The organism is Pseudomonas sp. EB271-G4-1 (assembly GCF_058791355.1).
This window is the reverse complement of record NZ_JBYTEO010000003.1, coordinates 115,452-137,761: the sequence shown is the minus strand read 5'-3', so window position 1 is coordinate 137,761 and position 22,310 is coordinate 115,452. Positions and strand designations below refer to the sequence as shown.

Annotated in this window: 17 protein-coding genes; 11 read left to right on the top strand and 6 right to left on the bottom strand. The window is 60.0% G+C overall.

Features of this window, described 5'->3' with window-relative positions; all coding sequences use genetic code 11:
* Window positions 1-69: 69 nt before the first annotated feature.
* Window positions 70-411: an aspartate-semialdehyde dehydrogenase gene (locus AC3WWR_RS02615; RefSeq protein WP_168757357.1), complete on the bottom strand. Its 342-nt coding sequence runs from the start codon at window positions 409-411 to the stop codon at window positions 70-72.
* A 232-nt stretch (window positions 412-643) separates the two neighbouring features.
* Here AC3WWR_RS02615 and rapA point away from each other — a divergent pair, with 232 nt between their 5' ends.
* Window positions 644-3,490, top strand: coding sequence for an RNA polymerase-associated protein RapA (gene rapA, locus AC3WWR_RS02610; protein ID WP_020798332.1), 2,847 nt, complete (start codon window positions 644-646; stop codon window positions 3,488-3,490).
* 175 nt (window positions 3,491-3,665) lie between these two features.
* Here the strand turns inward: rapA and AC3WWR_RS02605 are convergent, their stop codons facing one another.
* On the bottom strand, window positions 3,666-5,015 hold the full coding sequence (locus AC3WWR_RS02605) for a spinster family MFS transporter (protein WP_020798331.1): 1,350 nt from the start codon (window positions 5,013-5,015) through the stop codon (window positions 3,666-3,668).
* A gap of 294 nt (window positions 5,016-5,309) precedes the next feature.
* On the opposite strand from AC3WWR_RS02605, the gene AC3WWR_RS02600 reads away from it, so the two are divergent.
* Entirely contained in the window at window positions 5,310-7,526 is a 2,217-nt protein-coding gene (locus AC3WWR_RS02600; protein ID WP_492598435.1) for a putative bifunctional diguanylate cyclase/phosphodiesterase, read from the top strand.
* Here the strand turns inward: AC3WWR_RS02600 and AC3WWR_RS02595 are convergent.
* Complete coding sequence (locus tag AC3WWR_RS02595) at window positions 7,483-8,376, bottom strand: NAD(P)-dependent oxidoreductase (protein ID WP_492598434.1); 894 nt, start codon at window positions 8,374-8,376, stop codon at window positions 7,483-7,485. The genes AC3WWR_RS02600 and AC3WWR_RS02595 overlap by 44 nt on opposite strands.
* Before the next feature lie 195 nt (window positions 8,377-8,571).
* Here AC3WWR_RS02595 and AC3WWR_RS02590 point away from each other — a divergent pair, with 195 nt between their 5' ends.
* A complete protein-coding gene (locus tag AC3WWR_RS02590; protein ID WP_020798328.1) occupies window positions 8,572-10,767 on the top strand; it encodes a hypothetical protein in 2,196 nt (731 codons plus the stop codon).
* 262 nt (window positions 10,768-11,029) lie between these two features.
* On the opposite strand, the gene AC3WWR_RS02585 is transcribed toward AC3WWR_RS02590, so the two are convergent.
* Complete coding sequence (locus AC3WWR_RS02585; protein WP_020798127.1) at window positions 11,030-11,335, bottom strand: DUF2288 domain-containing protein; 306 nt, start codon at window positions 11,333-11,335, stop codon at window positions 11,030-11,032.
* A 349-nt stretch (window positions 11,336-11,684) separates the two neighbouring features.
* Between AC3WWR_RS02585 and AC3WWR_RS02580 the strand changes: the two genes are divergently transcribed.
* The 5 genes from AC3WWR_RS02580 (at window position 11,685) to AC3WWR_RS02560 (ending at window position 16,688) form a co-directional block, all read left to right on the top strand.
* The gene (locus tag AC3WWR_RS02580) at window positions 11,685-12,812 is read left to right on the top strand and encodes a branched-chain amino acid ABC transporter substrate-binding protein (RefSeq protein WP_020798126.1); all 1,128 of its coding nucleotides are present in this window, start codon (window positions 11,685-11,687) and stop codon (window positions 12,810-12,812) included.
* A 233-nt stretch (window positions 12,813-13,045) separates the two neighbouring features.
* Complete coding sequence (gene livH / locus AC3WWR_RS02575; protein ID WP_007947264.1) at window positions 13,046-13,969, top strand: high-affinity branched-chain amino acid ABC transporter permease LivH; 924 nt, start codon at window positions 13,046-13,048, stop codon at window positions 13,967-13,969.
* Window positions 13,966-15,222: a high-affinity branched-chain amino acid ABC transporter permease LivM gene (locus tag AC3WWR_RS02570; RefSeq protein WP_020798124.1), complete on the top strand. Its 1,257-nt coding sequence runs from the start codon at window positions 13,966-13,968 to the stop codon at window positions 15,220-15,222. The genes livH and AC3WWR_RS02570 overlap by 4 nt, the downstream gene beginning before the upstream one ends.
* Complete coding sequence (livG, locus tag AC3WWR_RS02565) at window positions 15,219-15,986, top strand: high-affinity branched-chain amino acid ABC transporter ATP-binding protein LivG (protein WP_020798123.1); 768 nt, start codon at window positions 15,219-15,221, stop codon at window positions 15,984-15,986. Before AC3WWR_RS02570 ends, livG begins: the two co-directional genes overlap by 4 nt.
* A complete protein-coding gene (locus tag AC3WWR_RS02560; protein ID WP_020798122.1) occupies window positions 15,987-16,688 on the top strand; it encodes an ABC transporter ATP-binding protein in 702 nt (233 codons plus the stop codon).
* 210 nt (window positions 16,689-16,898) lie between these two features.
* Here AC3WWR_RS02560 and AC3WWR_RS02555 read toward each other — a convergent pair whose 3' ends face one another.
* Window positions 16,899-17,807, bottom strand: a complete 909-nt coding sequence (locus AC3WWR_RS02555) for a LysR family transcriptional regulator (RefSeq protein ID WP_020798121.1) — start codon at window positions 17,805-17,807, stop codon at window positions 16,899-16,901.
* Window positions 17,808-17,913: 106 nt separating this feature from the next.
* Here AC3WWR_RS02555 and AC3WWR_RS02550 point away from each other — a divergent pair, with 106 nt between their 5' ends.
* The 3 genes from AC3WWR_RS02550 to AC3WWR_RS02540 all read left to right on the top strand — a co-directional run bounded on the left by AC3WWR_RS02550 (window position 17,914) and on the right by AC3WWR_RS02540 (window position 20,947).
* Window positions 17,914-18,513, top strand: coding sequence for a short chain dehydrogenase (locus AC3WWR_RS02550; protein WP_492598433.1), 600 nt, complete (start codon window positions 17,914-17,916; stop codon window positions 18,511-18,513).
* Window positions 18,514-18,572: 59 nt separating this feature from the next.
* Window positions 18,573-19,238, top strand: coding sequence for a COG3650 family protein (locus tag AC3WWR_RS02545; protein WP_432669118.1), 666 nt, complete (start codon window positions 18,573-18,575; stop codon window positions 19,236-19,238).
* A 95-nt stretch (window positions 19,239-19,333) separates the two neighbouring features.
* A complete protein-coding gene (locus tag AC3WWR_RS02540) occupies window positions 19,334-20,947 on the top strand; it encodes an NAD(P)/FAD-dependent oxidoreductase (RefSeq protein ID WP_020798118.1) in 1,614 nt (537 codons plus the stop codon).
* A 123-nt stretch (window positions 20,948-21,070) separates the two neighbouring features.
* Here the strand turns inward: AC3WWR_RS02540 and AC3WWR_RS02535 are convergent, their stop codons facing one another.
* Complete coding sequence (locus AC3WWR_RS02535; RefSeq protein ID WP_492598432.1) at window positions 21,071-22,165, bottom strand: PLP-dependent cysteine synthase family protein; 1,095 nt, start codon at window positions 22,163-22,165, stop codon at window positions 21,071-21,073.
* Window positions 22,166-22,310: the final 145 nt, after the last annotated feature.

The window sequence follows — 22,310 nt, the reverse complement described above, 5'->3', positions numbered from 1 at the left end:
AATTGCCGCAGGTATCGGCGGGATTGTGCCAATAATGCGGTCTGGCGACGGCGCTGACCAGCCACCGGCTCAAATCTCGATATCGACCCACAGTCCCTGGCGAGGCTGGCCTTCCATCAACGGGGCCACCGGCACGGTGTTGTCGGCATTGAGTTCGTTACCCGGGATCGCCAGGTGCGCCTCAGGGTCTTCATCGGCCTCACGGCGGCGCCTTTGCTGCTCTTGCTTGCGCCGCTGCTCCTCGCGCAGCAGCAGGGCGGCCTCTTCTGGATCACGATGTTGCAGGTCGATGTTGCTGTCGCTGGCGCTTTCCTGCATCGGCACGACGGGCGCGATGTCCGGGCGCGGGCGGACCGGGTCGTGCTGGGAAGTGATCGGCACGGCACTCAAGGGGAGCATCGGTGGCAGCATATTTTTTCGGTCTCCTGTCTGCAGGCTGTCGGCCGCGGCGACGGCGACTTGAGCCATCGGTCGCAAACTGTGTGTCTATCGGCACGACAAGAACTGCCACAGGCTACGATTTCTTCAGCCTGGCAAGATCAAAGGATCGTAGCCCAAGGCAGTTCCCGCACAGGTATTCCTTTGGTCTGGAGACCTGATTCCGTTAAGATAGCCCGCTTTTTCAAGGTGGGAGTCAGGCAGCATGGCGCAGCAGTATCAACCGGGGCAACGCTGGATCAGTGACAGCGAAGCGGAGCTGGGTTTGGGCACCGTTCTGGCACAGGACGGCCGCTTGCTGACCGTGCTCTACCCGGCCACTGGCGACACTCGCCAGTACGCGCTACGGAATGCGCCCCTCACACGTGTACGGTTTTCGCCGGGTGACACCATCACTCACTTCGAAGGCTGGAAACTGACCGTTCGCGAAGTCGACGACATCGATGGCCTGCTGGTCTATCACGGCCTCAACGCGCAGAACGAAGTAGTCACCCTGCCGGAAACCCAACTGTCGAACTTCATCCAGTTCCGTCTCGCCAGCGACCGTCTGTTCGCCGGGCAGATCGACCCCCTGGCCTGGTTCGCCCTGCGCTATCACACTCTGGAACACACCAGCCGCCAACTGCAGTCGTCGCTGTGGGGCCTGGGTGGCGTGCGTGCGCAACCGATCGCGCACCAGCTGCACATCGCCCGCGAAGTGGCCGACCGGATTGCGCCACGGGTGTTGCTGGCAGACGAAGTAGGCCTGGGCAAAACCATTGAAGCCGGCCTGGTGATCCATCGCCAATTGCTCTCGGGCCGCGCCAATCGCGTGCTGATCCTGGTACCGGAAAACCTCCAGCACCAGTGGCTGGTAGAGATGCGCCGTCGCTTCAACCTGCAGGTCGCGCTGTTCGACGAAGAACGCTTCATCGAAAGCGATGCCTCCAACCCGTTCGAGGACACCCAGCTCGCCCTGGTGGCCCTGGAGTGGTTGGTCGACGACGAGAAAGCCCAGGACGCGCTGTTCGCAGCCGGTTGGGACTTGCTGGTGGTCGACGAAGCACATCACCTGGTGTGGCACGAAGATCAGGTCAGCCCTGAATACTCTCTGGTCGAGCAACTTGCTGAAACGATCCCGGGCGTCTTGCTGTTGACCGCAACCCCGGAACAGTTGGGCCAGGACAGTCACTTCGCGCGTTTGCGCCTGCTCGATCCGAACCGCTTCCACGACCTGGCCGCCTTCCGCGCCGAGAGCGAAAACTATCGCCCGGTGGCCGAGGCCGTTCAGGAACTGCTGGAAAAAGGTCGCCTGTCGCCGAAAGCCCATGAAACAATTCACGGCTTCCTCGGTAACGAAGGCGAAGCCCTGCTGACCGCCGTCAACGATGGCGACACCGAAGCCAGCGCCCGCCTGGTGCGCGAACTGCTGGACCGCCACGGCACCGGCCGCGTGCTGTTCCGTAATACCCGAGCGGCGGTCCAGGGTTTCCCGGAGCGCAAACTGCATCCTTACCCGCTGCCGTGCCCGGACGAATACCTTGAACTGCCACTGGGCGATCACGCCGAGCTGTACCCGGAAGTCAGCTTCCAGGCCCAGCCGGACGCTAGCGAAGAAGAGCGCTGGTGGAAATTCGACCCGCGTGTCGAGTGGCTGATCGACCAGTTGAAAATGCTCAAGCGCACCAAGGTGCTGGTGATCTGCGCCCATGCCGAAACCGCCATGGACCTGGAAGACGCGTTGCGCGTGCGTTCCGGCATCCCGGCCACGGTGTTCCACGAGGGCATGAACATCCTCGAGCGGGACCGCGCCGCCGCCTACTTCGCCGACGAAGAGTTTGGCGCGCAAGTGCTGATCTGCTCGGAAATCGGCAGTGAAGGCCGCAACTTCCAGTTCTCCCATCACCTGGTGCTGTTCGATCTGCCATCGCACCCGGACCTGCTTGAACAACGTATCGGCCGTCTGGACCGGATCGGCCAGAAGCACACGATCGAACTGCACGTGCCGTACCTGGAAACCAGCCCGCAAGAGCGCCTGTTCCAGTGGTACCACGAAGCCCTGAACGCGTTCCTCAATACCTGCCCGACCGGCAACGCCCTGCAGCATCAGTTTGGCCCGCGCCTGCTGCCGCTGCTCGAAGAAGCCGACGATGGCGAGTGGCAAGCGCTGATCGACGAAGCCCGTGCCGAGCGCGAACGCCTGGAAGCCGAACTGCACACCGGCCGTGACCGCTTGCTGGAACTCAATTCCGGTGGCGCTGGCGAAGGCGATGCGCTGGTCGAAGCGATTCTTGAGCAAGACGATCAGTTCGCCCTGCCGATCTACATGGAAACCCTGTTCGATGCATTCGGCATCGACAGCGAAGACCATTCGGAAAACGCCCTGATCCTCAAGCCGAGCGAAAAAATGCTCGACGCCAGTTTCCCGCTGGGCGACGACGAAGGCGTGACCATCACCTACGACCGCAACCAGGCGCTGTCTCGCGAAGACATGCAGTTCATCACCTGGGAGCACCCGATGGTCCAGGGCGGCATGGACCTGGTGCTGTCCGGCTCCATGGGCAACACCGCCGTGGCGCTGATCAAGAACAAGGCGCTGAAACCTGGCACCGTGTTGCTGGAACTGCTCTACGTCAGTGAAGTGGTTGCCCCGCGCTCACTGCAACTGGGCCGCTACCTGCCGCCGGCCGCCCTGCGCTGCCTGCTCGATGCCAATGGCAACGACCTGTCGGCCCGGGTGTCGTTCGAGACCTTGAACGATCAACTGGAAAGCGTGCCGCGCGCCAGCGCCAACAAGTTCATCCAGGCCCAGCGCGATCAGTTGACGCCACGGATCAACGCTGGCGAGGACAAGATCTACCCACGTCACGCCGAACGTGTGGCAGAGGCGCAACGCCGCCTGGCCGCCGATACCGAAGAAGAACTGGCACGCCTGACCGCGCTGCAAGCGGTCAACCCGACCGTTCGTGACAGCGAACTGGTTGCCTTGCGCAAGCAACGCGAACAAGGCCTGGCGATGCTCGACAAGGCTGCGCTGCGACTGGAAGCGATCCGGGTGTTGGTGGCGGGTTAAGCCCCCCCTGCTCCACCGCTTGAACGATCAGGCCCGCAGCGATGCGGGCCTGATCGTTCCCACGCTCTGCGTGGGAATACCTCAAGGGACGCTCCGCGTTCCAGCTCTCGAAAGGGACGCGAAGCGTCCCGGGCTGCATTCCTTTGCTGCGCGTGGGAGCGATCAACGCAAGTGGCTACGCAGTCGCCGCAGAACCCACCGGCTCAACCACCGCCACCAACCCGTCCTTCATCCGCTTGGCATCTTTCACAAAACACCGCGACGCCAACACCAGAAACACCATGGTGAAAAACAGCGCCACCGGAATCAGGTACATCGCGTCATGCAGGCCGACCGCCTTGAACGCCTCGGTCATCTGCCCGGCACCGGCCGAGAGCATCGCCGTGTGGGCAAAGTGATCGGACAACGCGCCCACCACGACCGGTCCAAGACCACCACCCAGCAAGTACAACCCGGCAAAGAACAGCGCCATGGCCGTCGCCCGCAACCGCGGCTCGACCACGTCCTGAATCGCCGTGTAGACGCAGGTATAAAAGTTATAGGCAAACAACCAACCCAGGCTGAACACCGCCACGAATACGCCGATCTCTATTCGCCCAGAATGCAGCGCCCACGCCGTGCACAGCGTTGAAATGATCAGGCTGAACGCGGCGAACAGCAGGCGACCGTTGGCGACGCGCTGGTGGATCTTGTCCGCCACCCAACCGCCCAGTGTCAGTCCGAACAACCCTGTCACGCCGACGATCACCCCGGTCGCCACCGCAGCCTCCTGCAACGGCATCAGGAAATAACGCTGCAGCATTGGCACAAGGAACGAGTTACAGGCATAGGTGGCGAAGTTGAAACAAAGTCCAGCCATTACCAGCCACAGGAATGTCGGCACCGCCAGCACCCGGCGAATCGGTCGATCAATCTTCTCCTGCGACACCTGCACGCTTTCAGCCGCGCCGCGTTTCGGTTCCTTGATGAAAAACATGAAGATCGCCAGGATCAGTCCCGGTACTGCGGCAATAAAGAATGGAGCACGCCAGCTGTCGAAAGCCTTGACCATCGCGCCGATGGTGAAGAACGCCAGCAACAAGCCCAACGGCAGTCCGAGCATGAATATACCCATGGCCCGCGCCCGGCGATGCGCCGGGAACAAGTCGCCGATCAGCGAGTTGGCGGCCGGTGCGTAACTGGCTTCACCGATGCCGATGCCCATGCGCACGATCAGGAAACTCCAGAAGCTGCCGACCATGCCGTTGACGGCGGTCAGGCCGCTCCAAGCCGCCAGGCCCCACCCCATTAACTTGCTGCGCGAGCCGGTATCGGCCATTCGTCCCAGTGGCAGGCCGGCGATCGCGTAGACAATAGTGAAGGCAGTACCGATGATCCCCAGTTGAAAGTCGCTGAGCTGCCACTCCATGCGGATCGGCTCAATGATGATGGCTGGGATCGTGCGGTCGAAGAAGTTGAACAGGTTGGCCAGGAACAGCAGGAACAGAATGCGCCAGGCATTCGCCGCTTGGGTCGAGTTCTGCATGGGTCCGTCTCTTTTATTGTTATGGGGGCTTCACTGCCAGTGCATCCGAGCCCGGAACCTGCAATCTAGTCAGGCAGGCCGGGACTGTCTGTAATTATTCGTAAAGCTGATATCCGCCCATGGGGACAGACGCGGCCCAGGCAACATTTTATTTCCAAACGAACTAAGGTCCATTCCAAAATCATTGGTAGACAATGTGCCACCATCGCTTGCGTTCAATCCATGGCCTCTATACTCCAAGACATTCGCCAGCGTTGATAACGTCGGCCAGGGAGACAAACACGGGGCATGCTAATGGAGTGGCTTGGTCTGCATTTCACTACAGTGCTAGCAGAAAGCGGACAGGTCATACTCCAATGTGTACATGACCCTTTTCTGGTGCTGCTGGCGTATCTGGTCGCCTGCGCCAGCTGTTTTGCCACGCTGGATATGGCCGAACGGATCAATCATGCGCAAAAACCAGCGTCCCAACGCCTCTGGCGCTGGATCGGCGCCGGATGCCTGGCCGGCGGAATCTGGGCCATGCACTTCATTGGCATGTTGGCGTTCCAGGCGCCGATCGACGTTCATTATCATTTGCCCATCACACTCTTGTCGCTACTGATCGCCCTGTGTGCGTCGTGGCTGGCGATGCACACCCTCAGCTTGCCTACCCTGAGTTTTCGACAATGCTGCAAGGCGTCGATCATCATTGGCCTGGGCATCGCCACCATGCACTACGTGGGCATGGCCGCCATGCGCTCGCAAGCCACGGCCTACTACCATCCGGGGCTGTTCATCCTTTCGATCATGATCGCCATCGGAGCCAGTCTTGCGGCACTGCTGCTGGCGAGCTACCTGCGTAATGGCTTGGGTATTTTTCACCAACTGCGCAAATGCGCCGCCAGCCTGGTACTGGGCGCAGGCATCATGAGCCTGCATTTCACCGGCATGGTCGCCTTCGACCTGGCCCTGCCAACTGGCAGCCAATTAACCCAGCCAGGCGAAAATAACCATCTGCAATTGGGCCTGACGGTAGCCGTCATGACGCTACTGATAATAGGCAGCTGCATCAGTGCGGCATTGGCTGACAAGAAGCTGCAGCACAAGGATCGCGATCTGCTGCGGGTGAATTCGCTACTCACCCAACTGGACCAGGCGCGCATGTCCCTGCAACAGGTGGCTCACTATGATGCCCTGACCAACCTGCTCAACCGTCGCGGGTTCAACCAGCTCTTCGCCGAAAAGCTCCTGGAGCGCACTCACGCAGGCGGCATGCTCGCCGTCCTGTTCCTCGACATCGACCATTTCAAGCGTATCAACGACAGCCTCGGCCACGATGCCGGCGATGAATTGCTCAAGGTGCTCGCCCGGCACATCAAAAGTTCAGTGCGCAGTCATGACGATGTGGTAGCACGTTTTGGCGGCGACGAATTCTGCATTCTCATCGACCTGCATGACCGTGATGAGGCGCGACAGATGGCCCAGCGCATCATGCTGAAAATGAAGGAACCCATCGAGCTGTCCGGGCGGCGCATGGTCATGACCACCAGCATCGGCATCAGCGTATTTCCCGAAGACGGCAAGACCTGTGAAGAACTGCTGAAAAACGCCGACCTGGCGCTCTATCAATCCAAGGATGGTGGCCGTAACGGCCTGAATTTCTTCAGTGCCAACCTCAAGGCACGCGCCATGCTCGAACTGCAAATGGAGGAAGAGCTGCGCCACGCCCTGCGCGAAGACACCGGCCTGATGCTCTATTATCAACCGATCCTTGACCTCAAGACCGACCAGGTCAGCAAGCTTGAAGCGTTGATCCGCTGGCAACACCCCGTCCACGGATTCCTCACGCCGGACCGCTTCATTGGCATAGCGGAGGCCAATGGGCTGATTACCGAGCTGGATAATTGGGTACTGCGCAAGGCTTGTGCCGACCTGGGCGAGCTGGCGCGCCAGGGCTGCGGGCACTTGAAGATTGCGATCAATTGCTCACCCCTGACCCTGGCACGCGAAGAATTGAGCGACGAAATCTCACTGGCATTGCGCAGCGCCGGGGTGGAGCCCCATCGACTGGAGCTGGAGGTCACCGAAAGCGCTCTGATGGGCAACATTGCCGAGACGCTGGTGCTGCTGCAGCAGATACGCGCCCTCGGCGTTTCGTTGTCGATCGATGACTTCGGCACCGGTTATTCATCCCTGGCTTACCTCAAGCGCTTACCGCTGAACACGCTGAAGATCGACCGTTCATTCATCCAGGACATTCCGAAATCCACCCAGGACATGGAGATCGTCCAGGCCATTATCGTCATGGCCCACACCCTGCATCTGGAGGTGGTTACCGAAGGCGTAGAAACCTTCGAGCAGTACCAGTTTCTCGAATGCCACGGCTGCGATTTCGTCCAGGGCTACCTGCTCAGCCGCCCGATACCTTTGACCGAACTGCAACCGGTGCTGAACGAAATCAACCAGCGCAAGCATTCGTACAGCGTCAGGCGCCTGGGTCTGGCTCACGGTACATCTGCACTAACGTAGACGGGTCCTTCTCCAGGAAACCCTGCCCCCCGTGCAGGCGCATCAATTGCGCGGCCAAGCCACTGATCGGCGTCGCCGAACCCTGTTCGCGGGAAAATTTCACCGCACCGTCCAGATCCTTGAGCAAGGTCCGCACGTGCCATTTGACCGGTTCGAAACGGCTCTCGGCCATTTGCGGAGCCAGGAACTGCAACGGCCTGGAATCGGCAAACCCGCCGGCCAGTGCTTCGGCGATCCGACTGGCGTCGACCCCGGAGCGCTCCGCCAAAGCCACCACTTCGGCGATGACCAGTGCGTTGCAGGCAACGATCATCTGGTTGCAGGCCTTGGTCACCTGCCCTGCGCCCACGGCGCCCATGTGCGTCACACGCTGGCCGAGACTCAACAAGACCGGTTTGACCCGCTCAAGGTGTGCCACGGTGCCGCCGACCATGATCGCCAGGCTACCCGCTTCGGCACCCACCACACCACCGGACACCGGCGCATCCAGCCAGCCCATGCCTGTTTTGCCGAGCTCTGTCGCCATCTCGCGGGTCGCCGTGGGCTCCAGGCTGGAAAAATCCACCAGCAATTGATCCTTTGTCGCCCCTTCGACAATGCCCGACTTGCCGAAAACCACCTCACGAACCACCGCGGTATCCGCCAGGCACAACATGACCACCTCGGCGTGCTGGCACAACTCGGCAGGCGTGGCGACCTGGCGTGCCCCGGCTTCAACCAGCGGCGCGCACTTGGCCGGATTGCGGTTCCACACCGCCAGCGGATACCCCGCGGCGAGCAAACGCCGGCACATCGGCAGGCCCATCAGGCCGATTCCGGCAAATCCCAGGGCCGGTAACGTTGACATCATTTTGCCTCCTTTGGATTAAAGAACACTGAATATTGGCCGATTCTTCAAGACGCAGGAAAGGATTCCGCCGAGCGACGCGCAAGCTGACTGCGCCGCCCGGGACTAATACGCGCTGATAAAAGACGCGAGTTCTCATTCCGTGATGGTCGACGACAGTATGCCGCCCGACCAACCAGCCCAGGTACATGGCGAACAATGACTTCCAAAAACAACCCGGCCCCTGCGCTTTCCGACCTGACGCTGAGCCCGGCGGCGAACAGCCCCGCACCGTCGAAGCCATTGACACCGTCGCGCCCGCTCGCGACCCAGCAATACCTGTACTTCACCGAAACCAATACCGATCGCATCCTCGACAACCTCGACGGCCTGCGCGACATGGTATTCCCCCGCCCGCCGCATCTGGAAGGCGACAACGAACAGCACAACGACCAGCAATTCCCGTCGGTGTGCCTTATTGGCCTGGGCCGCTGCGGATCGAACATCGCGCTGGATGTCGCAGAACTGGTCTACAACGCCCGCAAGTTCTACCTCAACGAATTCAACAACGACGATCGCCTCTCGCCAGACAAACGCTATGCGGAAAAAGGCTACAGCCCGGCGCAGTGGATTCGTAACAACTTGCGCCTGGGGTCGAACAAGGCCACCAAGCCGGTGTTCCTGGTAGAACCCCTGGTGATGCTGGGCGACCTGGACAAAGACATTGCGGGGCGTATCCGCTTCTCGCGCAAGGGCGAAAAGAGCGGGTTCCTGCGTGACTACAGCAAGATGAAGATCATGGACCTGTCGGAAGTCCATGCCGGGGGTGCCGGTAACGCACCGATCCTCGGACAGTACCTGGCCAAGATTATCCTGAACAAGGACACCCAGCGCTTCTCCAGCCCGGACTGGAAGATGATTCACTCGTACTTGATCGACAGCTGTGGCATCAAGGCCAACCAGTCGCGCCTGTATTTTTCGATCTTCAGTGCCGGTGGCGGCACCGGTTCGGGCATGGCCTCGGAGTTCGGCCTGGCCCAGCAACACTCGTACATGAACAAGACGTTCGACACCAAGCCGATGGACGAGCACGACAGCAAGAGCGGCCATGCCTTCGTCTTCGAGCCGATCTTTACCAGCGGTATCTGCGTACTGCCGAACATCTCCGATCACCGCAGTGAAATGTCCGAAGCGCTGCACATCAACGCCGGTCGCCTGCTGTGCAAATACCTGTCGGAAGAGTGGGATTTCTCCTACAACTTCGCCAACGAAGACAGCAGCGAAGCCAGTGTCATGGGACGTATCCGCCCATGGAACGCCATGATGCTGATTTCCAATGACATCATGCGTTATGCCGAAGAAAGCGATGACGGCAACATCCAGAACATCGACGTCAACGCAATGGAAAAGCATGCCAATCAGTACATCTCGCAGCAGATCTTCAACATCCTGACCGCGCAGGCGGTCACGACTGATTACGACCAGAACTATTTCCGGCGTGCCGGCATCGACATCGGCGAAACCATTCGCCTGGATGCCAACGACCTGTTCATGAGTCTGGCCGGCCCCGTGGCGATTGCCTACGCCGAGTCCGTGGTGCCTGAAACCCAGGCGCCTACCGGCGACAAGTTCAAGGTGTTCGAAAAAGAGCCACAGCGCCTGAACATCGACGATCTGTTCTTCCGCTCCATCGACCTGCCGCACTTCAACAAGGTCACCCAGGCCATCGAAGGCATCAGCCTGTTGCCGATCGAGTCCAAGCGCTATCGTGCGTCGCTGGAGCAATACAAGAATTCGGGATATGACGCGGCAGCCCTGCACGACCTGCACTTCTTCAAGAACTGTTCGTCGGTGGTGTCAATCGTTTCCCTGCCCAAGGACTACAAGCTGTCCTACATGGACCTGAACCGGCTGAAGACGCACCTCAACAACCTGTTCCCCAACACCACGCTCAAGCGTTATGCGTTGGTGATCGGTGCCTCGGCCAACCTGTCGCTGACCACCCTGATCGCCAAGAGCCCATGCCTGTCGGACGATTTCCTGACCTTGATCGTGGCGTTCATCAAGCGTTGCTTTGCGCGCGCCCCTTACCGCTTCGATGACACCCTGGACAACTCGGTCCTCGACTTCATCATCAACGAACAATTCGATGAAGACCTGATCGACGACCTGCTCAACGAGTTCGAGAACCCGGCGAAAATTCTTGATACCAATTGGTATGCGATCAAACCGATGTACGAGAAGAAGTATCGCGAGCTGATCAACGACAAGGACAAGTTTGTCTCGATCAACGATATCCGCCTGTCACGCGATTGCGTGAAGAAAGCGATCAAGTACCTGCGTGAGATCTATCGTCACCGGATTGGCAAGACCAAGGTGATTTCGTTGAATAACCATACGGGTAGAACCGCTTAATCCGTGGCACGCCCATTCGCGAGCAGGCTCGCTCCCACAGTTGACCGCGTACCTTCTGGGTAAATGCGATCCCTGTGGGAGCGAGCCTGCTCGCGAAGGCAAATCCAGAAACAATTGGGCAGTCGTTTAATTGCCTACCCAACTGTTCCCGTTACGTTTACGTCACCGTGAAGCGTGGCCTTTCTCTACGGCAACGTGCCATCACGCTACTCGGCTACACACTTATCTCCGCCAAGCCATCGCACCAAGACAGTGCAACCATTCAAGCCTGCGCCTTTTCCTGAATCATGATCCAGGGCGAAACCACCACCGCCCACAACTCCGGATCCCTTTCAAAAAGATCCAGCGCCCGCGTTTCAGACAGCTTGGCGACCTTGTCGTCAGCCAGCCAGGCGGCCACTTTCTCGCCGTCATCGGTCGCCATGGCTTCGGCGGCAGCGATCAAATCAAGGCCGGGGTCGACCCACAATAGGGCACCCTTGGCAAAGAACGGCTCCAACTCCTTCCAGGTAATAGATGCGGTTTCTCCAAGCAGCTTGGCATAGAGGGTGCTAGGTTCTTCAATCATGGGTCCGGTCCGGAAAAGAAATCGACGCAATGATAACGTCGGTGGTCAGGCAGAAAAACCCAGATGCAATTTGCAGGATCGAATGAAAAGCGCAGGAATGCCAAGGAATGCACGGAATCTGGCTATAAGCCCGTCAAAGCCCCGCCGCAATTCTGACTTTTTCTTTCAAAAAAGCGACACCCCCAAGTTTTGCCCCCCAGCGCCAGCTTCCCAGGCTGACAATCGGCGCTCTACACTGTACCGGTACAGTTGCCGAGGGGCTTTTCCGGGGAATGTCGTAGATACTGACCCGGTTCTGCCGCCGACGGCGCCAGGACTATAAAAATTACAACAGTAAGAGTGGAGCACTATGACTAAGGCTACTAAGCAGATTTCCAAACTGTTTGCCGCTATGGTTCTGGCCGGGGTTGCCAGCCATTCGTTCGCAGCTGACACCATCAAGATCGGCATCGCCGGCCCAAAAACCGGTCCTGTAGCCCAATACGGCGACATGCAGTTCAGCGGCGCCAAAATGGCCATTGAACAGATCAACGCCAAAGGCGGCGTAGACGGCAAGAAGCTCGAAGCCGTTGAATACGATGACGCCTGTGATCCAAAACAAGCGGTAGCGGTCGCGAACAAAGTCGTCAACGACGGCGTGAAATTCGTGGTTGGCCACCTGTGCTCCAGCTCCACTCAACCGGCTTCGGACATCTACGAAGACGAAGGCGTGATCATGATCACCCCGGCAGCCACCAGCCCGGACATCACCAACCGTGGTTACAAAATGGTGTTCCGCACCATCGGCCTCGACAGCGCCCAAGGCCCTGCCGCCGGTAACTACATCGCCGACTTCGTAAAACCGAAAATCGTTGCCGTGCTGCACGACAAACAGCAATACGGTGAAGGTATCGCCTCTGCCGTGAAGAAAACCCTGGAAGGCAAAGGCGTGAAGGTTGCCGTGTTCGAAGGCGTCAACGCCGGCGACAAGGACTTCTCGTCGATGATCGCCAAGCTCAAGCAAGCCAACGTCGACTTCGTCTACTACGGCGGCTACCACCCGGAACTGGGCCTGATCCTGCGTCAATCCCAGGAAAAAGGCCTGAAAGCCAAGTTCATGGGTCCGGAAGGCGTGGGTAACGATTCCATCTCGCAGATTGCCAAGGACGCTTCCGAAGGCCTGCTGGTGACCCTGCCGAAATCCTTCGACCAGGATCCGGCCAACATCGCCCTGGCTGACGCGTTCAAGGCCAAGAAAGAAGATCCAAGCGGTCCGTTCGTGTTCCCGGCCTACTCGGCTGTGGAAGTGATTGCCGAAGGCATCAAGGCGGCCAAGTCCGAAGACTCCGCCAAAGTGGCTGAAGCCATCCACAAAGGCACCTTCAAGACCCCTACCGGCGACTTGAGCTTCGACGAGAAGGGCGACCTGAAAGACTTCAAATTCGTGGTTTACGAGTGGCACTTCGGCAAACCAAAAACTGAAGCCAAGCCTCAGTAAGGCGCTGCCTGACTGACTGCCAACAAAGCCCACGGCGTGCCGTGGGCTTTGTTTTACGAACGTATCTGGGCCGTGCTGGCGTGATCCGCTAGTCTCCCCACCTGAAAATCTCAAAACCGTCATCAGCGGTTCGCTGGCAAATCCCGGATTCGAAGTGGATGCAGATCCACGGGGCCCGGGCGGGAAAATGACTCCACCAGTGAAATGCGTATCAGGTTTTTAGGAGCGCTGTAATGCCTGACATCTATCACTTCTTCCAACAGCTGGTTAATGGTTTGACCATTGGCAGCACGTATGCCCTGATCGCCATCGGCTATACGATGGTCTACGGCATCATTGGAATGATCAACTTCGCCCACGGCGAGGTGTACATGATCGGCTCCTACGTGGCGTTCATCGCCATCGCCGGGCTGGCCATGCTGGGACTCGACAGTGTTCCGCTGTTGATGACCGCCGCTTTCCTGGCGACCATCGTCGTCACCAGTGCCTACGGCTACAGCATCGAACGGATCGCCTACCGCCCCTTGCGCGGCAGCAACCGTTTGATCCCGCTGATTTCCGCCATCGGCATGTCGATCTTCCTGCAGAACACGGTTCTGCTGGCGCAAGACTCCAAGGACAAATCCATCCCCAACCTGATTCCGGGCAACTTTGCCTTCGGACCAGGTGGCGCACATGAAGTGCTGATTTCCTACATGCAAATCGTGGTGTTCGTGGTGACCCTGGTCGCCATGCTCGGCCTGACGCTGTTCATCTCCCGCTCTCGCCTGGGTCGCGCCTGCCGCGCCTGTGCCGAAGACATCAAGATGGCCAACCTGCTGGGTATCAACACCAACAACATCATCGCCCTGACCTTCGTCATCGGTGCCGCGCTGGCGGCCATCGCGGCCGTGCTGCTGAGCATGCAGTACGGCGTGATCAACCCGAACGCCGGTTTCCTGGTCGGCCTCAAGGCCTTCACCGCCGCGGTACTGGGCGGTATCGGCAGCATTCCGGGCGCCATGCTTGGCGGACTGGTGCTGGGTGTGGCGGAAGCCTTTGGTGCCGATATCTTCGGCGACCAATACAAGGACGTCGTGGCGTTCGGCCTCCTGGTTTTGGTGTTGTTGTTCCGGCCAACTGGCCTGTTGGGCCGTCCGGAGGTTGAGAAGGTATGACTAGGAATCTTAAACAGGCGCTGTTCAGCGCTTTGCTGGTGTGGGCCGTGGCCTACCCGGTACTCGGTCTGAAGCTGACCATCGTCGGCATCAACCTCGAAGTTCATGGCACCAGCGACGCCACCCTGATCACCATCGCGGTGTGCTCGGTACTGATGTTCCTGCGTGTGCTGTTCGACCAGCAGATCAGCTCGGCCTGGCGTTCTTCGCCGAGCATGCCGCTGATCCCAGCCAAGGCCAGCAACTTCCTGACCCTGCCTACCACTCAGCGCTGGATCATTATCGCGCTGATCGCCGGTGCCCTGGTCTGGCCGTTCTTCGGCTCTCGCGGTGCGGTGGATATCGCCACGCTGGTGCTGATCTACGTGATGCTCGGCCTCGGTTTGAACATCGTGGTCGGCCTGGCCGGCCTGCTCGACCTCGGTTACGTCGGTTTCTACGCCGTTGGCGCCTACAGCTACGCGCTGCTGTCGCACTACTACGGCCTGAGCTTCTGGATCTGCCTACCGATCGCCGGCCTGATGGCGGCCACCTTCGGCTTCCTGCTCGGTTTCCCGGTGCTGCGCTTGCGTGGCGACTACCTGGCGATCGTGACCCTGGGCTTTGGTGAGATCATCCGTCTGTTCCTGCGTAACCTGACCGGCCTCACGGGCGGTCCGAACGGTATCAGCAACATCGAGAAACCAACGTTCTTCGGCCTGACCTTTGAACGTAAGGCCGCTGAAGGGATGCAGACGTTCCACGAGTATTTCGGCATCGCCTACAACTCGATCAACAAGGTGATTTTCCTGTACCTGGTTGCGTTGTTGCTGGCGCTCGGCGCGCTGTTCGTCATCAATCGCCTGCTGCGCATGCCCCTGGGCCGCGCGTGGGAAGCGTTACGTGAAGACGAGATTGCCTGCCGTGCACTGGGCCTGAACCCTACCGTGATCAAATTGTCGGCGTTCACCCTGGGTGCCAGCTTCGCCGGTTTCGCCGGTAGCTTCTTCGCTGCCCGTCAGGGCCTGGTGACGCCGGAATCCTTCACTTTCATCGAGTCGGCGATCATCCTCGCCATCGTGGTACTGGGTGGCATGGGCTCGCAGCTGGGTGTGATCCTGGCCGCCGTGGTAATGATCCTGCTGCCGGAAATGATGCGTGAGTTCAGTGAGTACCGCATGTTGATGTTCGGTGCCTTGATGGTACTGATGATGATCTGGCGCCCTCAGGGTCTGCTGCCCATGCAACGTCCTCACATGGAGCTGCGCAAATGAGCCGCGAGATCCTTAAAGTAGAAAACCTGAGCATGCGCTTCGGCGGCTTGCTGGCGGTCAACGGCGTTGCCTTGAGCGTGAAAGAGAAACAAGTGGTTGCCTTGATCGGCCCCAACGGCGCCGGCAAGACCACCGTGTTCAACTGCCTCACCGGCTTTTACAAGCCAAGCGGCGGCAGCATCCTGCTCGATGGCGAGCCGATCGAAGGCCTGCCGGGCCACAAGATCGCCCTCAAGGGCGTGGTGCGCACCTTCCAGAACGTGCGGTTGTTCAAGGACATGACCGCGGTCGAGAACCTCTTGATCGCCCAGCATCGCCACCTGAACACCAACTTCCTGTCCGGCCTGTTCAAGACCCCAGGGTTCCGCAAGAGCGAACGCGAGGCCATGGAATTCGCCGAGTACTGGCTCGAAAAGGTCAACCTCAAGGAGTTCGCCAACCGTCCGGCCGGCACCCTGGCCTACGGTCAGCAACGGCGCCTGGAAATTGCCCGCTGCATGATGACCCGTCCGCGGATCCTCATGCTCGACGAACCGGCCGCCGGCCTGAACCCGAAGGAAACCGAGGACCTCAAGGCGCTGATCAGCGTGTTGCGTCAAGAGCACAACGTCACCGTGCTGCTGATCGAACACGACATGAAACTGGTCATGAGCATTTCCGACCACATCGTCGTGATCAACCAGGGCACGCCCCTGGCCAACGGTACGCCGGAACAGATCCGTGACAATCCTGAAGTGATCAAAGCCTACCTGGGGGAAGCGTAAATGCTGCAGTTCGAAAACGTTTCCACCTTCTACGGCAAGATCCAGGCCCTGCACAGCGTCAACGTCGAAGTCCGCCAGGGCGAGATCGTGACCCTGATCGGCGCCAACGGTGCCGGCAAGTCCACGCTGCTGATGACCCTGTGCGGTTCGCCGCGGGCCCACAGCGGCAGCATCCGCTACATGGGTGAGGAGCTGGTCGGGCAGGACTCTTCGCAGATCATGCGCAAGAGCATTGCCGTGGTGCCGGAAGGTCGTCGGGTGTTTTCCCGCCTGACCGTCGAAGAAAACCTCTCCATGGGTGGTTTCTTCACCGCCAAAGGCGACTATCAGGAACAGATGGACAAGGTCCTCGGACTTTTCCCACGCTTGAAAGAGCGCTTCAGCCAGCGTGGCGGCACCATGTCCGGCGGCGAACAGCAAATGCTCGCCATCGGCCGTGCGCTGATGAGCAAACCCAAGCTGTTGCTGCTCGACGAGCCTTCACTGGGCCTGGCCCCGATCATCATCCAGCAGATCTTCGATATCATCGAACAGCTGCGCAAGGACGGTGTAACGGTGTTCCTGGTCGAGCAGAACGCCAACCAGGCGCTGAAAATCGCTGACCGCGCCTACGTGCTGGAAAACGGCCGGGTGGTGATGACAGGCACCGGTGAAGCGCTGTTGACCGATCCGAAAGTGCGCGATGCGTACCTCGGTGGCTAAGCCTTTGCGGTAAACAAAAAGACGGCCTTTGCGGGCCGTTTTTTTATGCCCACCAAACTTCAACAACATCGCCCCCCCCTTTAGGAGCGAGCATGTTCGCGAAGAACCTGAGGCCACCGCGGGGCATCAGGCTTCCCGCTTTATCGTTAACGACCATCGCGACGGTGCGACGATTCGACATGCTCGCTCCTACAGGGGGGGCGTGATGGTTTAGAGCCTGTCCAGCGCCTCGCCGCTGCGCTTGAACCAGCCCATCAAATAATCCGCCAGCACCTGCGTACGCCTGGGCAGCCCACCCTGATACGGATGCACCAGATACATCGGCATGCTGCGTGTCTGATAATCACGCAGCAGCCAGCGCAAACGCCCGTCAGCCAATTCCGCCGGCAATGCATAGGACGGCAAGCGGGCAATGCCGGCGCCAGCCAGTGCGGCTTTTTTCAACAGGTTGTAATGATTACTGGCGAACGGTCCCGAAACCCGCACCCGCAACAACTCGTGTTGTTGGTGATACAACCACTCCTCCCGACCGCTGTAGTGGCTGTTGAGCAGGCAGCGATGCCCGGCCAGCGCCTGAGGGGACTGCGGCTCACCGTATTGCTCCAGATAGGCCGGGCTGGCACAGGTCAACTCCCGCCACGCCAGTAGCGGGCGCGCCACCAGGCGCTGGTCAATCGCCACATCGGAGCGGACCGCCAGATCGAAGCCGTCACGGGACAAATCGCGGTAGTTGTTGTTGAGCTCCAGTTCGATCTGCACCTCGGGATACTGGGCCGAGAACTCCAGCAACAAGCCATCGAAGAACGTTTCCCCAAGCGACACAGGTACGGTCATCCGCACAGGGCCCGCCATGTCATCCTTTAACCGTGCCAGGGCCTGGCGCGCGCGCTCGACTTGCACCACCAGCGCCTGGGCTTGGGGCAACAACGCAGCGCCTGCCGCCGTCAGGCTCAAGCGTCGCGTGGTGCGTTGTAGCAGGACCACGGAAAACTGCGCTTCCAACTGACTGATGCGCTTGGACAACTGGCCCTTGCTGCAACCCAATTGCTGCGCCGCCAAGGTAAAGCTGCCTGCTTCGACCAACACGGCGAATGCCGCCAGGTCATCCATCTCGCTCATGGATTGTTTCCATTTGAAAACCAAAGGTTGCCTATTAGCGCGCTTATCCGTGAAAAAAACCACTCTAAACTGAGGCCTCACTCAATCGATACGAGGATCAGCCAGCATGAAAATTCTTTTGATCGGCGCAGGTGGCACCATCGGTTCGGCCGTCGACAAGGAACTGTCCCAGCGCCACGAGATCGTGCGCATCGGCCGCAATAGCGGTGATTTCCAAGTGGACATCAGTGACAGTGCGTCGATTCGCAAACTGTTTGAACAAACGGGCAGGTTTGATGCGTTGGTCTGCGCCGCCGGCAACGTGACCTTCGCGCCACTGGATGAAATGACCGAAGAGAGCTTTACCCTGGGCCTGAAAGACAAGTTGATGGGCCAGGTCAACTTGCTGCTGATCGGTCGCGAGTTCGCGAATGACGGCGCGTCGTTCACCTTCACCACCGGCGTGCTCAGCCACGACCCGATTCGCAGCGGTGCTAGCGCAGCGCTGGTAAACGGTGCCCTGGACAGCTTTGTCCGTGCCGCCGCGATCGAATTGCCGCGTGGCCTGCGGGTCAACTCGATCAGCCCGAACGTGCTGGTCGAAGCCATGGGCAAATACGCACCCTACTTCCGCGGCTTCAAGCCGGTTCCGGCGGCCGATGTGGCATTGGCCTACGCAAAGAGTGTGGAAGGCTTGCAGACAGGTCAGACCTTTCACGTGGGCTAAAGCCTTGTGATGAACGGTCAGGCTGAGTAACGTGACGGCACTTGTCAGGAGACCCCAAGATGCGTGCTGCCCGTTCCTTAGTCGTCGTTGCCCTTCTTCCACTGTTCGCCGCATGCCAGTTGTTCGATGGCTCGAGGGAAAGCGCTTCCCACGTCGGCCAGGCCCGTATGCAGGGCCAATTGAGCGCAGCCGACGGCAAGCTGTTGTTCCAGCCGTGCGGCGAGCAGAAACGTTATGCGGTCAACGACACGGGCGGTACCAGCGTCCTGCAACAGGCCGCGAGCCTGGCCGATGCCCAGGGCAAACTGTTTGCCGATGTGCGCGGGCGGATCGTTTCCGGCTCCGGCGACGGGCAACTGGACCTCGAACAGCTGTATCGCATCGAGCGTTCGGGCAATGCCTGTGCCGATCCCGACTTCAAGAAGCTGATCCTGCGCGCCGCCGGCCAGGCCCCTGAGTGGAGTGTGAGAGTCACCGGCAAAGGCATGGTCCTTGAACGCGCCGGCCAGGCGCCGTTGGCCGTGCCCTATGTCGAGGAGCAGTTGGGCGAAGGCCGTTTCAACCTCAGCACCGAAGCCAACCAGCAGCACATCGAACTCTGGGTCGCACCGCAACGCTGCGTCGACAACAGCACCGGCAGCATCCAGCACATGAGTGCTGAATTGCGAATCAACGGCCAGGTGCAACGGGGTTGTGGGTATTTCGGCGGATCGCGCGACGACTGATCGTTTAAGCCTCACGGGCCTGAGCCTTTGAGGCTTATAATCGCCGGTTTCAAACGCCCTGGCGCAGTTGTGCGCCCCGCGAACCGGATCCTGCCATGTTACGAATCACCGAACTCAAGCTGCCAATCGACCATCCCGATGAAGACCTGCGCCCTGCCATCCTGCAGCGCCTGGGCATCACCAGCGATGACTTGCTCGATTTCACCTTGTTCAAGCGCAGCTACGATGCGCGCAAAAAGTCCTCCGAGCTGTGCTTCATCTACACCATCGACCTCGATGTTCGCGATGAGGCCTCGGTGCTGCACAAGTTCGCCGATGACCGTAACGTCAACGTGGCACCGGATGTCAGCTACAAAATGGTCGGCCAGGCGCCGGCCGACCTGAGTGTGCGCCCTGTCGTGGTCGGCTTTGGTCCATGCGGGATCTTCGCCGGCCTGCTGCTCGCGCAAATGGGCTTCAAGCCGATCATCCTCGAACGCGGCACCGAAGTGCGCCAGCGCACCAAGGACACTTGGGGCCTGTGGCGTAAAAGCGTGCTCAACCCCGAGTCCAACGTACAGTTCGGCGAGGGCGGCGCGGGGACATTCTCCGATGGCAAGCTCTACAGCCAGATCAAGGATCCGAAGTTCATCGGGCGCAAAGTCCTCAATGAGTTCGTCAAGGCCGGTGCCCCGGAAGAAATCCTCTACGTCAGCAAACCGCACATCGGTACGTTCCGTCTGACAGGCGTGGTGGAAAACATGCGTGAGCAGATTCGCGCCATGGGCGGTGAAGTGCGCTTCCAGCAGCGGGTTACCGACGTGCTTATCGAGGACGGCCAACTGGTTGGCGTCGAACTCGATGGCGGCGAGCAGATCCATTCGAAACACGTGATCCTGGCCCTCGGCCACAGTGCCCGGGATACGTTCCGCATGTTGCACGGCCGTGGCGTGTTCATGGAAGCCAAGCCATTCTCGGTAGGTTTCCGCATCGAACACCCGCAGTCGCTGATCGACCGCGCGCGCCTGGGCAAGTACGCCGGCCACCCGAAACTCGGCGCCGCCGACTACAAACTGGTGCACCACGCCAAGAATGGCCGTTCCGTCTACAGCTTCTGCATGTGCCCCGGCGGCACGGTGGTGGCGGCGACGTCCGAGCCAAATCGCGTGGTGACCAATGGCATGAGCCAGTATTCGCGTAACGAGCGCAACGCCAACTCCGGGATCGTTGTCGGGATTACCCCGGAAGTCGATTACCCGGGCGGCCCGTTGGCCGGTATCGAGTTGCAGGAACGCCTGGAATCCCACGCCTTTGTGCTCGGCGGCAGCAACTACGAGGCACCGGCGCAACTGGTCGGCGACTTTATCGCCGGCAAGCCGTCCACCGAGTTGGGCAGCGTTGAACCGTCCTACAAACCGGGCGTTGCCCTGGGTGACCTGGCGCTGGCCTTGCCGGCCTTCGCCATCGAAGCGATTCGCGAAGCCTTGCCGGCATTCGAGAAACAGATTCGCGGTTACTCGCTGCATGACGCGGTGTTGACCGGGATCGAGACCCGCACGTCGTCGCCGTTGCGCATCACCCGCAACGAGTCGATGCAGAGCCTGAACGTCAAGGGCCTGTTCCCGGCGGGTGAAGGCGCGGGTTATGCGGGCGGGATTCTGTCGGCGGGGGTGGATGGCATTCGCATTGCCGAAGCCGTGGCGCGGGACATCCTGGGCTTGCAGGCCTGACACATATCCCTTGTGGGAGCGAGCCTGCTCGCGAAGGCGGATTAACACTCAACAGAAATGTTGACTGATCTACCGCTTTCGCGAGCAGGCTCGCTCCCACAGTGATTTCTGCGCATGATGAATTCAGATATTGGCGCGCAACACCGTTGCCGGTAGCGCCTCGCCGCGCTCGACCGTCGCCGCCACCGCATCGATCAACCCACCCAGCTCAAACCCCTCGGCCTCAAGCCAGGCCTGATCGTAGTACGTCGTGGCATAGCGCTCGCCGCTGTCGCACAGAATCGCCACGATCGACCCCTCCTCCCCCGCTGCAGCCATCTGCTGCGCGGCCATCAAGGCGCCGATCAGGTTGGTCCCGCTCGATCCGCCGACGTGACGCCCCAGACGTTTCGCCAGGTAATGCATGGCTGCCAACGACAACGCGTCCGGCACCTTGACCATCGCATCGATGACCTTGGGCAGGAATGACGCTTCCACCCGGGGCCGTCCAATGCCCTCGACCCGCGAACCGTGAGCCAGGCGCAGGCTGGCATCGCCGCTCTGGTAGTAATCGAAAAACACCGAGCGTTCGGCATCGGCACACAACACGCGGGTGGCGTGCTGGCGATAGCGTACGTAACGTCCCAGGGTCGCCGTCGTGCCCCCGGTACCGGGGCTGGACACCAACCAGCTCGGCTCCGGGTGCTTTTCGAAGCGCATTTGCTGGAAGATCGATTCGGCGATGTTGTTGTTCGCCCGCCAGTCGGTCGCGCGCTCGGCGTAGGTGAACTGGTCGATGAAGTGGCCATCGTGTTCGCGCGCCAGGCGTTCGGATTCGGCGTAGATCTGCGTAGGGTCCGTGACCAGATGCGTTTGCCCGCCATAGAAAGCGATTTGCGCAATCTTCTCCTTCGAGGTGCTGGCCGGCACGACCGCAATGAACGGCACCCCCAGCAAACGCGCGAAGTACGCTTCGGAAATTGCCGTCGAACCGCTGGACGCCTCGATGACTGGCGCTCCGGGCTTGAGCCAGCCATTGCACAGCGCGTACAGGAACAGCGAACGCGCCAGACGGTGTTTCAGGCTGCCGGTGGGATGGCTCGACTCATCCTTGAAGTACAACTCGATGCCGGCAAAGCCTGGCAGCGACAAGGGGATCAGATGAGTGTCGGCGCTGCGCTGGAAATCGGCTTCGATGATCCGGATGGCTTCGCGGGACCACTGTCGGATGTCGCTCATGGTAGTTATCTCGATGGATCGGGCAATTGGCGGCCTTTTCACAAGCCTGAGCCTTCAAGCTTAGGAAAAATCCTACATCCAGCACAGATACAGCTGGGTTCCAATGCATCCGGCAACTGCTAGGCTCAAGACCTTGCCGCAGAAT